The following is a 12,134-nucleotide window of genomic DNA, read 5'->3' on the forward strand; positions in this document are numbered from 1 at the left end:
CGATGTGGATAAAAACAAAAAAAGCGATCACACATAAGGAATCAGCCCATGCGTGATCGGTATTCGATTTAATCATTGATTTTTAGAAATAGATTGAAAACTTTCTAAGAACATATTGGCAAATTCTTGGTAGCAAACAGAACATAAATGCGTAGTAAGAACACTTCATTTTTTTCTCTGACTTATCATTGTTCCTTTGATTCATAAAACCTCAAAAAACTTGTTTGCTCTTTCAAAACAGTTCCTGTTCCAAATAATTCACCAACGGAACCAAGTACTTTTTATCCGTCCAATCGCAATCTTGTCCATTGGCTTCCATGAGCGCCTTCGTCTGTGGGTCATAGGTATGTGGCTCTTTTTTAGCGGCAGCTTTTCTTAACATCTTCACTAAGGTCCGATCAAAAAAGGTCATTTTGCTTTCCTGCCATTGCCCTCTTCCGTAAAAAAGGGGAATGTCCTTTAGCGGACCCGTGAGATTCTGTTCTCTGAGTTTTTTCACAACATCTTCTTCAGGAGCAGAAGCTCCCGCACAAAAGATAAATATCGCTTTGCCTTTTAGTTGATTGCTATTCTTTTTTAAAAAGGACAGTCCAGCAATGCCGGAAGCATAGATTCCCCCACAGAAGATAATTGTGTCATAATCCATTACTTCAGCTATTTTCGCTTTTGGAGTTTCTACGCTAGAAAAACCTGTTGCTTCTTGAAGCCAGTGAACATACTTTTTGACAGCGCCGTATTTCGATTGGTAAACAATAATGCCGTTTTTCATGGGGGAACTCCTCCCTGCAGTTAGGACTGCGACTTATTTTTCTGTGGAATCTATTGCCTGTTTCAAAAACATTTCGTACGCTTTTTCCTGTTGTGCATAGATTTCATCTAGTGGAATACCGGGTGTCGTTACTGAGAAAATCGTGCCGATTCCGATGGTGTAAATCAGCATATGCAAGTGTAGCTGTTTGGCGGTTTCTATGCTAATGTTCAAATCGGCGACAATCCTTTTTGCTACTTGAGGATTCGTTTCCAACTGATACAGCTCTTCTAATGAAGAAACATTCGCTCTTTTTTGTAATACAAAAATTCTCAAAACATGGGGTTCTTCTTTCGCCAGTTGCACATACGCATGTCCAGTACTACGAAACAAATCACGCTTGTCAATATGGGCTGCTAAATACTCTTGTAAAAATTGCCGTGCTCTCTGTTCTACCTCGGTCCGCAGCCCCTCCATATTGGTGCAGTAACTATAAATCGGCTGGACTGAACAGCCTAACTTCTCGGCAATGTTCTTGACGATCACTTGCTCCATACCGCCTTTTCGCGCAATCTCAAAGGCAGCATCAACCACCATTTCCTTTGTTATTCGTTGTTTTGGCATCCATCATACTCCTATACCTTAGTTATATAAACAATTTATATAACTCAATTATATTTATTTGATCCTTAGAAGTCAATCCGTTTCGAGACACCTTTCGATCCTCTTTCTGGAAATAAGTGGGCAGCGTTTCTGTCAGCCCCACCTCTCATAGTCTACTCAAATTTATACGCTATTCAGTTTATAACGATACTGGTTGTTTTATCCGCACAAAAAAGATACAGCCCACAGAAAAAGGCTGTACCGTTGATAATACGTATGGACTCTTTTACATTCGAAGTTGCTAGACTTCGGGTGTCTCCTCTGATGGTGCTTCGGGGATCGGTTCTTCGTCTTCATACAAGGAGGAAACCCGCGTATACCATTCAAATACATGGGTAATGATCACCTTGGCAGCTGCATAGACAGGAATCCCTAAAATGACCCCAACAAGGCCAAATAGTTTTCCTGAAGTCAAGAGGACTAAAAGAATCGTGACAGGATGGATCGACAATTCGTTTCCTAAAACTAACGGTGAGATCAAGCGTCCTTCAATGGTCTGCTCAATGACAAAGACGATCAGGACTTGGATCAGCAATACCGGCCCACCAACAATTCCTAAAAAGACCGCTGGAATCATGGCCAAAAAAGATCCTAAATAAGGGATCAAATTTAAAAAGCCAGCTGCAATGCCTAGTGTGATGGCATAATCTAAGCCAATAATACTAAAGCCGATCATAAACATCACTGCGACCGCAAACGCCACTGTCAGCTGTCCCCGAATATAGGAGGATACCTGGTCATTCATTTCTTTTAAAACGATCAGTGACGGCTGGCGCATTTTGGTTGGTAAAAATTTGACAAAATAAGGGGCTAGTTTGCGGCCATCTTTCAGTAGGTAGAACAAAATAAACGGCATGGTAATGACCGCTAAAACGATCGTCGCAACAGCCCCGAAGAAACTACCTAGATTTTGAATCGTGCTGCGGGAAAGGTTTTGGACGATATCCGTCAGAGAAGAAATCAACTTCTCATTGGAAGCTTCGATCTGCTCTTGGACTTGCGAGAAGATTGGATCAGACAAGATTTCATTCACCTTATTCTCAATAATCGTCAAGTAGCCTGGCAAATTATCCGCAAAACTCATGGATTGCTCTTGAATCTTAGGGATGATCACCACCACACCCCAGACGATCAGACCAACCACTAAAATAAAGAGACCGAAAATACTGTAGATTCGCTTGATCCCTTTTCGTTCTAAGTAGTCAACTGTTGGATTCATCAAGTAATATAAAATGCCCGCCAAAATGATTGGCAATCCGACGATAGCTAAAAATTGCCAGACAGGTTCAAACAAATACGACACTTTCGTAAAGAGCAGCAAAATCAAGAGAATCAATAAAATGACCAGCAAGCTAGTCACTGCTTGATTGTTTAAAAACCATTTCCAAAACCAGGAATGCGGCTTTTTCTGCGTTTCTTTCATGACATTCTTTGCCTCCTAGTTGTACGTCACTTGCATGCCGACTTCGAGGTTCGGCAAAACAGTTGGCGTTAAATAAATCGCACTTGAAAGCGGATCTTCAGCCGGCTCTTCGTCAAAGACAAAGGTCACATGCTGGATCGTTTGCAGGATTTGGTTAGCCACCGTTCCTACATATTGGACTTGATAGGTCTGATCACCAAAAGTGATCTGATTCCCTTTTTTGACGACTAACGCTTGCGAATCAGGAATCGTTTGAATGACTGAATATTCTCGCAGTGTGTCGGTCGCTTCTTCCCCAAAGAAGATGATCATTCTTTCTTGTGAATCGATCGCTTGTGGACCAATTTCTTTGATCGTCCCTTTTTTCATATGACAAACTCCCCTTTCTATCTTCTCGTTTATTATAACATAAAGAGTTTTTCTACCCGCCCAAAACCGCATTCTATGGTAGAATTAAAGAGGAATGAAACTATTAGGAGGTTTTTTTATGTTGCAAACGATTTATTTAGGTACGTACACTCGTCGCGAAAGTAAAGGGATCTATTCGATCGCTTTAGATACGGAAAAAGGAACACTGACCGATTTGACCTTATGTGCGGAAGAAAAAAGTCCGACTTATCTTGCCCGCAGTAAAAAAGAAGCAGTTTACAGCGTCACAGAAGTAGCTGGCAACGGCGGCGCCGCTGCTTATACTCCAGACTTTACCTTGCTGAATACCGCAACGGAAGAAGGCGCACCCCTTTGCTATGTAGCAGTTGATGAAAACCGTCAGCTTTTATATGGTGCCAACTACCACAAAGGTGAAGTGAATGTTTATAAAATTCTAGAAGATGGCAGCATCGAAGCAACAGACAGCATCTACCATGATGAACCCGTCGGCTCTCATGAAAACCAAGACAAACCTCATGTCCATTATACTGACTTAACACCAGACCAACGTTTAGCAGTTTGTGACCTTGGAACGGACCGGGTCTATACTTATGATATTTCAGAAGATGGCAAACTGACAGAAGTTGCTGTCTATGTGGCAGAAGACGGAACTGGTCCACGTCACTTGGTCTTCCATCCAAATAACCAATACGCTTACTTAGTGGGCGAATTAGACAGCTCATTGACTGTTTTACGCTACAATCAAGCAGATGGCAGTTTTGAGAAAATCCAAAAAGTGCCAACGATCCCTGCGGACTTTACGGATTTCAACAGTGGTGCTGCGGTACGTATCTCGAACGATGGACGTTTTGTTTACAGCTCAAATCGCGGCCATAATTCAATCGCTGTTTTTGAAGTAACCGATGAAGGCGCTGGTCTGGCTTTTGTTCAATCAATCTCAACAGAAGGCGACTTCCCTCGCGATTTCGATTTGGACCCGACAAACGATTATCTGGTTTGTGCCAACCAAAATTCTGATAACCTAACGTTATACAAACGCGATGAAGCCACTGGCAAATTGACTGTCTTAGAAAAAGACATCTACGCACCAGAATGTGTCTGCGTCTTATTCAAAAAATAAAGTTTTGGAGGATTCCCCCATGTTTGATAAAACACCAAAGGAACTTGTGCTCAAAGATTTTTCTAATATCTACAATAAATGTCAGTCAACCTTTGAACTAGTGACGAGCCGCAAGTACAATGAATCATTGGTCCTATTAACGACTGCGGAAACGTATGCGATCGCTGAAAAAGCCTATATTCGCTGCGATACTGCCAAAGAGCTGCAAACAGCGGAAGTCATTGCTTTCTTTGATGCTTTTGAGATCTATTATTTTGAATTAAAACAAGTCCTTTTTCATGATGACGATGACTTTGTTTCTTTAAAAAATCGTTTAGAAAAAATGAAAGACACTTACGAAGCATTGACAGCCTCATTTCATTTGTTATGATGAAATCAAATCAAAAGTGAAAAAGGTGACGTTATGAACCAAGAACAAGTGTTGGATCGTTTACGAGAAGAATTGGCGATGCCATTTTTCGAAGCAAAACTAGAAGACAAAGACTATTCCGAAGAAGACTATCAACAAGTCAAAGCGGATTTGGTAAAGTACTTTGATGATTATGTACGTAATGTAGAAAATTAAGAAACAGCCTGCGATGATTCCTTCATCGCAGGCTGTTTTGCTATTATAACGTCACTAGAAAGTTTTGATTCGTCGTAGCTTCGATCTGAGGATGCTGTTTTAAATAGTCAGCAATCAGTTCTGTCATATCGACTTGGATCTCACGAACGATTTTTTCGGCAGAAAACATCGCGTAGTTGCCACCGCCCACGGCACGATATTGGTTGATGACGATCTCTAATTCTTGGTCCATCGCAATGGCTTTTTCTTCAAAATCCAAGCGGGTGATTCGTTGACCGACGGGTTGGCTAAGATCGATCGTATACTCGATGCCTTCATACATATCGTAATTATAATATTGCGGTTTTGGCTCAATAAAAGCAGGATTGAACACGATCTGACCGTCAACAACGGCTAAATAATCCGCCGTTTGTTCTAAAGCGGCTTTTAATTCAGCACCTGTTACTTTGACTACAGCTAACGTATTTGGGTAAATATAATTGGTGATCACATCCCGCATCGTGATGGTTGAGCCAAAGCCCTTGCCTTCATTGTTGAAAAGAGCAGTGCCAGAAATTTTGGCGCCGCTGGCAGCCATCTGAACACGATTGATAAATTCAATATAAGGATGCTCTTTCAAGCGTGCCCCCATCGGATCGGTGATTCGCATATCCCCACTGACTTTGCCTAACGGCTGATCTAGCCATGTTTGTAATTCTTCTTCGATGGGTGCTAACAAAGCCAACGTCTCTTGATCTGGGAGAGCATCCGCAACAGGGATCAACGCAGCCGTACTGTTTGTGACATGAACCCCTGTGTGATTTTTTTCAACCGTCAATTCGATGGCGCCGATAAAGCTTCCACGATAACCGGGCTGTACAACGGGAACACCATTGATTTTTGTGGCGATCTCACGATGTTGGTGTCCTGTGAAGAAGGCATCGATTCCTGAGACTTCCTGCAATAATTGATAGCCCTCATTTTCGCCGGTCAATAATTCAGTCGGTTCCCCAGTGACTAAATCACGCTCGAAGCCACCATGATAACTGACAACAACGATATCGGCTTGTTCTCGTAAGTAAGGTACATAGTTTTTCGCTGTCTCAACGATGCTGACAAACTGCATCCCGCGAATCGTCGCAGGCTGTTCCCAGTGAGGAATATACGGCGTCACCATTCCTAAGATCGCGATCTTGACCCCTTCTTTTTCAATGATGGTGTAGGCTTGCCCAAAAAATGGTTCTCCCGCTTCATTTAAAATATTCGCTGCCAGTACTGGTGTTTGGTAGCTGGCGATCGCTTCTTGCAAATAAGGCAGACCGTAGTTGAACTCATGATTGCCTAAGACATGAACATCAACGTCTAGGTGGTTGACGACAGCGGTCAATGCGGCAACGGAATGCTGGCTCTTGGCGATGTAATAGCTTAAGGGCGAGCCTTGGATAAAGTCGCCATTTTCGATCGTTACGACCGGCCCGGAGGCTGCTTGACGTAGCTCTTTCATTTTGGTGGCAACTTTTGCCACGCCGAATCCTTGTTCCGTATCATCGGCAAAATTGGTTGGATAGACATAGCCATGCATATCGCTCGTTTCTAAAAACGTGATTTTCATTCAAAAGACTCCTTTTCCCCTCAATAGACCAAAAGGGCATGCGCATAAGTCGAAAACCCTCGAAAGCCAGCATTTTCTGCTTCCTTGTGTCTTCAAACCTTATGGCACAAACCCTTTGGTGTTTCATTCTCAGGTGTTTCCCTGATTATACCCTATTTTGACGAAGAAATTCAGAATTATTGGTTCCAAGCATCTTCTAATTGTGGTTTTGCATTTTCAATCAATTGATCGACATCTTGATCTGTATTAGACAAAATGTTTTCCATGATTGAACGCATTTCATTGTAAGCAGGATCAGCATTTTCAATCACTGGGATCGAGAACAATTCTTTGGTTGCGTCTTCTAATTTGGCAGCTACTTTTGTTTCAGGATTGTTTTTGTATTCATCGCTTTCCAAAACAGATTCAACAACTGGCATGTAGCCGGTATCGATTGCCCATGTTTTTTGCGCTTCTGGAGAAGTCAAGAATTTCATGTATTCAAAAGCAGCAGTACGTTGCTCTGGTGTTGCGCTGTTGAACATGTACAAGTCAGTTCCTTGTTGCAAGTTGATGGCTTCTGGACGAGCTGCTACGTCATATTCGAATTTGCCTTCAGTATCTTTCTTAACAAAGCCTTCCCCTGCGATGGAGCCGACATACATTGCGACTTGCTTGTTAGCAAATGGTCCAGACAAGTATTGATCAGAACCAGCGATTCGGAAGTAGCCGTCTTTGACACCATCTAGGTAGTAGTTGATGACTTCTTTTGATTCGTCACTGTCTAGTTGCAAGTCTTTGTCAAAATCAACGCCTTGGTTTTTCATTGCGATGGCGTAGTAGTTGTTTAATGAGTCAAAACCAGCACCGACTACTTCACCGTTTGATTTTTCATAGATTTCTTGAGAAGCTTCTTTTAATTCTTCCAGGTTTGTTGGTACGTCAATACCATACTCGTCTAACATGTCTGCATTGTAAAACAGCATTTCTGTTGATTTGTTGAATGGAATTCCGTATTGCACGCCGTCGATTTGTGCGCCTTCTAAAAGGGCACTGCGGATCTCTTCTTGGTCACCCCAACCGATAGTATCATCGTTGATGTATTCGCCAAGGTCAACCAACATGTCATCTTGGGCAGCATTCCATAACCAACCAGGATATGCTTGGGTGATAGTTGGTAGATCTTTTGGTGAAGGCAAGGTTGAATTCACCTTTGCTTGTAGATCAGAGTAGCTGGATTGGTTTTGCAATTCGATCTTGATGTTTGGATTTTCATCCATGAATTGCTCCGTCAATTTCGTCAATGATTCTTCTTGCGCACCATTCATTGCATGCCAAAAGGTGACAGTCGTATCTTCGCTTAGTTCTGTAACGATTTCATCACTTTCCGTAGAACCAGATGAATCGTTGTTGTTTCCACAAGCCCCTAATACCAATGTCGCGGCTGCAGCTGCTGCAAATGCAAGTTTCTTTGTTTTCATTTTTTCCTCTCCTCTATCACTCTAAAATAATTTTTTCACCGCGTTGCGGCAATATTCTTTCACCGTACGGATTCACCAGATTTTCTGGTTTCAGCGTATGGATTGGAACCAATCGTTGGGGCTCGATCCAGGCAATGATCTGATCTAAATCAGCTGGTTTTGCATGTCCCGAGTTTGGCAAACGGACAAATTCGATCTCCAGTGCTGCCAGTTGATCCAAAAAGACTTGGTAAGCTGGATCAAAATCGCCTAACGGCTGTGCATCACTGTGAATATACAATCCACCTGTTTGCAAGTTTTCAAAATGCGCGACTGCTTGCCAAAGGTACTGGCTCCTGTCGGCACATAATGCCTGATAAGAAATAGCGAAGGCTGGATCGAGGGTCGCTGGTACTTGATCATCGATCGTATAGAACGGTACATCTTTATCGAAAATTTCTTTCAGCAATGCGGCTTGGGTCGCCTCTAGAACAACCGTCCGTGGTGCGGCTTCGACAAGCGCCATAAAGCGCTCGACATTGGCTGGATAGCCATTGAAGGTAATTTGTCGTTGGGGATTTTCTTTGACCAAACGCACAAACTTCTCGATCAATTCTGTTTCACTTTCCACCGTGATCGCATTGGGATCCGGTTCTCTTTCTGGGAAGCTGATGCTGACCCCTTCCATCATCAATAGGTCCGTGTGTTTGGCTAATTGACAGAATTCTTTGGTACGCTCTGGATGATAGCCATGCAAACGTAAATCACCGGTATAAGCAATAAAATGATCCGGCGTGCGAATCAACAAAGCTGCCGCTCCATAAGCATCATGATCGACTGGAATGATCTCGACTTCAATTTCCCCGACTCGAATCACATCGTGCGGTTCTAAGCCGATCAATTCACGGACAAAGCTTTTTTCCTCATGAGGAACGGGCAGCAAGAAGTCCCCTTTTTGATTCAACACTTCAAGGATCGCTTTGGTTTCCTTCAAGGTGTACATAGGAATGCTCGGGTCTAAAAAGTTGATCATTTTTGAGTGATCCAGATGGGCATGGGAAAGGAAGACTGCTGTTTCTTGGTATTCTTTCGTTTCACTGCCTTGATACGTGTAGTCTAAGCGTGGATCGTAGACATTTTTCAGTTCTGGTATCCAACGGTGGGAGACTAGAGTTTGTAATTCTTCATCTGGTAAAGGTGTTTCTGGGTGGTATTCCGAACCGAAGTCAAAAAAGATATGGGCATCTTTGTACGCAACTTCGATGACGGTCCCTCCAATCGTTAAGATCCCGCTATGGAAGGTGATCGTTGTTTTATCCTTTGATGCCATCTTTAGCCACTCCTTTGATAATTTCTTTTCTAAAGATCAAGTAAATGATCAGAATTGGAATGACGGTCAAGGTCGCTGCCGCCATTTGTAAATGAACGTCACTGCCGCTTTCTGTGGTAAAGGCAGCCAACCCATTATTTAAGAGGCGGTATTTTTTCTCATTGGTCACTAACAACGGCCATAAGAAGGAATTCCAGCTAGAGATGAACGTCAGAATCCCGACTGTCACTAAGGCTGGTTTTGACATGGGGATCAAAATCCGGCGGATATAAGCTAGGTCGCTGGCACCGTCAATTTTGGCTGCCTTATAAAAGGTATTAGAAATACTTTGTAAATAACCGTTTAAATAATAGATGTAAAAAATACTGGTCAAAAAGGGAATGATCAAGGCACTATACGTATTCAATAAGCCCATTCGCGCAATCGTATTGTAATTGGTGAAAATGATCGATTCATAAGGAACCATCAATAACGAGATCATCAAGCCAATCACGAGACGTTTGTATTTGAATTCAAGACTTGTTAATGCAAAGGCAGCTAGAATCGCCGTGATCAGCGTCGCGATAGTCGTCACCGCAGAAACGAAGACCGTATTAAAGAAGTAGCGTAAAAACGGTGCTCGGGTAAAGACTTCCCCGTAGTTGCTCCACTGGAAAGACTCCGGCATGATCGTCGGTGGAATACTGGTTGCTTCACTGTAGGTCATTAGCCCAGCCAAGATCATATAGACAAAGGGAAACAGCGTGATCACTGCTAAAATTGCTAAAAACAACATCGAAACAATCGTCACAATTTTTTTCATTCGTTTACTCGCCCACTTTCTTCAAAAGTTTATTTTGGATAAAGGTGACGAGCAAAATAATGATGAACAAGATCACGGTTGCCGCCATTGCAATCCCCGGACGTCGGCAATATGGAATTTGTCATAAATATAAAAGACTGCTGTCGTGGCACTACGAGCGATCCCTGGCTGGCCGCCAAACAAAGCATATACTTGAGTATAAACTTTAAAGGCACTGATCAGATTGACCGTCAACAAGAAAGCAAAGGTCGGGATCAACTGCGGAAAGGTGATTTTCCGAAAAATTTCGCCATCGGTAGCGCCAAACATTTTTGCGATTTTATAGTGTTCTTTGTCGATGTTGCGCATTCCTGCCAACAAGATAATAATGTTGAAGGCGAGGCTCGTCCAAACGCCGAAGATGATCAAAGTCGTCATACTCATGTTGACGTTATCTAGCCAATTGACTGGCGCAATGCCGACAAGACCTAGCAGATAATTAATGATCCCGTAAGAGCCATTGAAAAAGTAACGAAACACGATCCCGATCGCAATCGTACTTGTGACATAGGGCATAAAGAAGATCGTTTCAAAAAAACTTTTGTATTTGACTTTTTCAAAAATGATCCAAGCAATCGCTAATGAGAGAATCAGCGAGATCGGCACGACCGCAAAAGCAAACAGCGCTGTGTTTTGCAGTGCTCGAAAGAATACGGGGTCCGTTAAAACCCTTTGATAGTTCTCAAGCCCAGCATACTGTTGGTTAATCAAGGTTCCTTTTTGGAAACTCATGATGAAGGAACGAAACAGCGGATACACACTGAATAAGAAAATAATGACCAATGAAGGCAGTAAAAACAGCCACGCCTTTGGTTGATTCTCAGGGTTATAATTTTTTTTGAACATTAGTAGACCCGCTCTCCTTTTTCATCAAAGATAAAGGCTTTTTTGTAATGAAAATCAAATGACACTTGCGCGCCTTCTTCAATGATCTCTTCAATACTAACGATCGATTTCATATGTTTTTCAGCCAGATCAAAGTTCAAGATTCGTTCTCGTCCGATCAGCTCTACACTCTTGATTTCTGTTTGGAACAACCCTGCTTGTAAAGTGGTCAGCACATCTTCTGGACGAATACCTAACGTATATTGGCCGTCTGTCAATGGTTTTTTGAAGCGAATGTCGGTAAAGCGGTCAACCGGGATCGTAAACGCTGGATGGATCATTTGTCCCTCTTTGACTTCTACTGGCAAGATGTTGATGATTGGATTACCAATAAATTTCGCTACGAAAAGATTGTTTGGTTCTAAGTAAAGGTTTTGCGGATCATCATTTTGCTGAATGATCCCTTCGTTCATCAAAATGATCTTATCACTGATAGAAAGAGCTTCTTCCTGGTCATGAGTCACGAAGATCGTGGTGATACCTACTTCTTTGACTAACCGACGGATCTCTTCACGGATCTTCAAGCGCAAACGGGCATCTAGGTTACTCAATGGTTCATCTAGCAGTAACACTTCTGGACTTTGTACCAAAGCACGAGTAATAGCGACCCGTTGCTGCTGTCCACCGGAAAGGGTTCCAGGTTTTTTCTGACTTAATTCTTCAATATTGGTCAGTTTCATGAACTTCTCAGCAATTTTTTGTGCTTCATTTTTCTTGATTTTTTTCTCTCCGACTGTCAAGGGAAACATGACATTTTCTAACACAGTCATATGGGGATAAAGGGCATAATTCTGAAAAACAAACCCGATATTGCGGTCTTTCGGCTCCGTCTTAACAACGGAAGTACCATTAAAGCGGATATCTCCATCGGTGGGACTTAACAACCCCGCGATCAAATTCAATATCGTCGATTTCCCACAACCACTCGGTCCCAACAAACAAACCAAATCGCCTTTTTCTATTGTAAAATCTACTGCTTTCAAGGCTTCAAACTTATTATCGAAAACCTTCTTCAACCCGACTACTTCTATCAAAACTGCCCCTCCATTTTCTCTTTTTCCTCCGAATAGTTGACTGGCATTTCAAGTCACAAAAAAAACGAACTCTTGATGTTTCGGTCAAACGCTCAAAGAAATTCG

At 42.4% G+C, this 12,134-nt stretch carries 12 protein-coding genes and 1 pseudogene; 3 read left to right on the forward strand and 10 right to left on the reverse strand.

Translation table 11 applies throughout. The annotated features are described in order from the left end of the window. Positions 1-232 precede the first annotated feature (232 nt). From FJU10_RS05520 to FJU10_RS05535, 4 genes are all read right to left on the reverse strand, one after another. Positions 233-769 (reverse strand): flavodoxin domain-containing protein, encoded by a 537-nt coding sequence (locus FJU10_RS05520; RefSeq protein ID WP_140965361.1) that lies wholly within the window; start codon positions 767-769, stop codon positions 233-235. 33 nt (positions 770-802) lie between these two features. Then, on the reverse strand, positions 803-1,372 hold the full coding sequence (locus FJU10_RS05525) for a TetR/AcrR family transcriptional regulator (protein ID WP_140965362.1): 570 nt from the start codon (positions 1,370-1,372) through the stop codon (positions 803-805). Between the two features lie 280 nt (positions 1,373-1,652). After that, on the reverse strand, positions 1,653-2,834 hold the full coding sequence (locus FJU10_RS05530; RefSeq protein WP_077452243.1) for an AI-2E family transporter: 1,182 nt from the start codon (positions 2,832-2,834) through the stop codon (positions 1,653-1,655). Between the two features lie 15 nt (positions 2,835-2,849). Further along, entirely contained in the window at positions 2,850-3,203 is a 354-nt protein-coding gene (locus FJU10_RS05535) for a PTS glucitol/sorbitol transporter subunit IIA (RefSeq protein WP_077452244.1), read from the reverse strand. A 118-nt stretch (positions 3,204-3,321) separates the two neighbouring features. On the opposite strand from FJU10_RS05535, the gene FJU10_RS05540 reads away from it, so the two are divergent. Genes FJU10_RS05540 through FJU10_RS19000 form a run of 3 tightly spaced genes read left to right on the forward strand, consistent with a single transcriptional unit; the run spans position 3,322 to position 4,909 of the window. Beyond that, positions 3,322-4,344, forward strand: coding sequence for a lactonase family protein (locus tag FJU10_RS05540; RefSeq protein WP_034878296.1), 1,023 nt, complete (start codon positions 3,322-3,324; stop codon positions 4,342-4,344). A 19-nt stretch (positions 4,345-4,363) separates the two neighbouring features. Then, complete coding sequence (locus FJU10_RS05545; RefSeq protein WP_005233740.1) at positions 4,364-4,714, forward strand: hypothetical protein; 351 nt, start codon at positions 4,364-4,366, stop codon at positions 4,712-4,714. A gap of 33 nt (positions 4,715-4,747) precedes the next feature. Continuing rightward, on the forward strand, positions 4,748-4,909 hold the full coding sequence (locus tag FJU10_RS19000) for a hypothetical protein (protein WP_005233739.1): 162 nt from the start codon (positions 4,748-4,750) through the stop codon (positions 4,907-4,909). 43 nt (positions 4,910-4,952) lie between these two features. Here the strand turns inward: FJU10_RS19000 and FJU10_RS05550 are convergent, their stop codons facing one another. The 6 genes and pseudogenes from FJU10_RS05550 to FJU10_RS05575 form a co-directional block, all read right to left on the reverse strand. Then, positions 4,953-6,500: a bifunctional metallophosphatase/5'-nucleotidase gene (locus FJU10_RS05550; RefSeq protein WP_140965363.1), complete on the reverse strand. Its 1,548-nt coding sequence runs from the start codon at positions 6,498-6,500 to the stop codon at positions 4,953-4,955. A 176-nt stretch (positions 6,501-6,676) separates the two neighbouring features. Continuing rightward, the gene (locus FJU10_RS05555; RefSeq protein WP_081117767.1) at positions 6,677-7,960 is read right to left on the reverse strand and encodes an ABC transporter substrate-binding protein; all 1,284 of its coding nucleotides are present in this window, start codon (positions 7,958-7,960) and stop codon (positions 6,677-6,679) included. 16 nt (positions 7,961-7,976) lie between these two features. Beyond that, positions 7,977-9,269, reverse strand: coding sequence for an MBL fold metallo-hydrolase (locus FJU10_RS05560; protein ID WP_140965364.1), 1,293 nt, complete (start codon positions 9,267-9,269; stop codon positions 7,977-7,979). Continuing rightward, positions 9,253-10,071, reverse strand: coding sequence for a carbohydrate ABC transporter permease (locus FJU10_RS05565; RefSeq protein ID WP_005228015.1), 819 nt, complete (start codon positions 10,069-10,071; stop codon positions 9,253-9,255). Before FJU10_RS05565 ends, FJU10_RS05560 begins: the two co-directional genes overlap by 17 nt. A 4-nt stretch (positions 10,072-10,075) precedes the next feature. Then, positions 10,076-10,956, reverse strand: a pseudogene (locus FJU10_RS05570) (carbohydrate ABC transporter permease). Beyond that, complete coding sequence (locus FJU10_RS05575; protein ID WP_096741761.1) at positions 10,956-12,029, reverse strand: ABC transporter ATP-binding protein; 1,074 nt, start codon at positions 12,027-12,029, stop codon at positions 10,956-10,958. Before FJU10_RS05575 ends, FJU10_RS05570 begins: the two are co-directional and overlap by 1 nt. Positions 12,030-12,134 lie beyond the last annotated feature (105 nt).

The sequence above is a fragment of the Enterococcus sp. OL5 genome, from assembly GCF_006491895.1.
GTDB classification, from domain to species: Bacteria; Bacillota; Bacilli; order Lactobacillales; family Enterococcaceae; genus Enterococcus_D; species Enterococcus_D innesii.

Excerpts from the sequence above, each read along its gene's own strand:
- FJU10_RS05525 (WP_140965362.1), bottom strand. The coding sequence starts at position 1,372 with ATGCCAAAACAACGAATAACAAAGGAAATGGTGGTTGATGCTGCCTTT.
- FJU10_RS05540 (WP_034878296.1), top strand. The coding sequence starts at position 3,322 with ATGTTGCAAACGATTTATTTAGGTACGTACACTCGTCGCGAAAGTAAA.
- FJU10_RS05555 (WP_081117767.1), bottom strand. The coding sequence starts at position 7,960 with ATGAAAACAAAGAAACTTGCATTTGCAGCAGCTGCAGCCGCGACATTG.
- FJU10_RS05550 (WP_140965363.1), bottom strand. The coding sequence starts at position 6,500 with ATGAAAATCACGTTTTTAGAAACGAGCGATATGCATGGCTATGTCTAT.
- FJU10_RS05560 (WP_140965364.1), bottom strand. The coding sequence starts at position 9,269 with ATGGCATCAAAGGATAAAACAACGATCACCTTCCATAGCGGGATCTTA.
- FJU10_RS05535 (WP_077452244.1), bottom strand. The coding sequence starts at position 3,203 with ATGAAAAAAGGGACGATCAAAGAAATTGGTCCACAAGCGATCGATTCA.
- FJU10_RS05545 (WP_005233740.1), top strand. The coding sequence starts at position 4,364 with ATGTTTGATAAAACACCAAAGGAACTTGTGCTCAAAGATTTTTCTAAT.
- FJU10_RS05565 (WP_005228015.1), bottom strand. The coding sequence starts at position 10,071 with ATGAAAAAAATTGTGACGATTGTTTCGATGTTGTTTTTAGCAATTTTA.
- FJU10_RS05530 (WP_077452243.1), bottom strand. The coding sequence starts at position 2,834 with ATGAAAGAAACGCAGAAAAAGCCGCATTCCTGGTTTTGGAAATGGTTT.
- FJU10_RS19000 (WP_005233739.1), top strand. The coding sequence starts at position 4,748 with ATGAACCAAGAACAAGTGTTGGATCGTTTACGAGAAGAATTGGCGATG.
- FJU10_RS05520 (WP_140965361.1), bottom strand. The coding sequence starts at position 769 with ATGAAAAACGGCATTATTGTTTACCAATCGAAATACGGCGCTGTCAAA.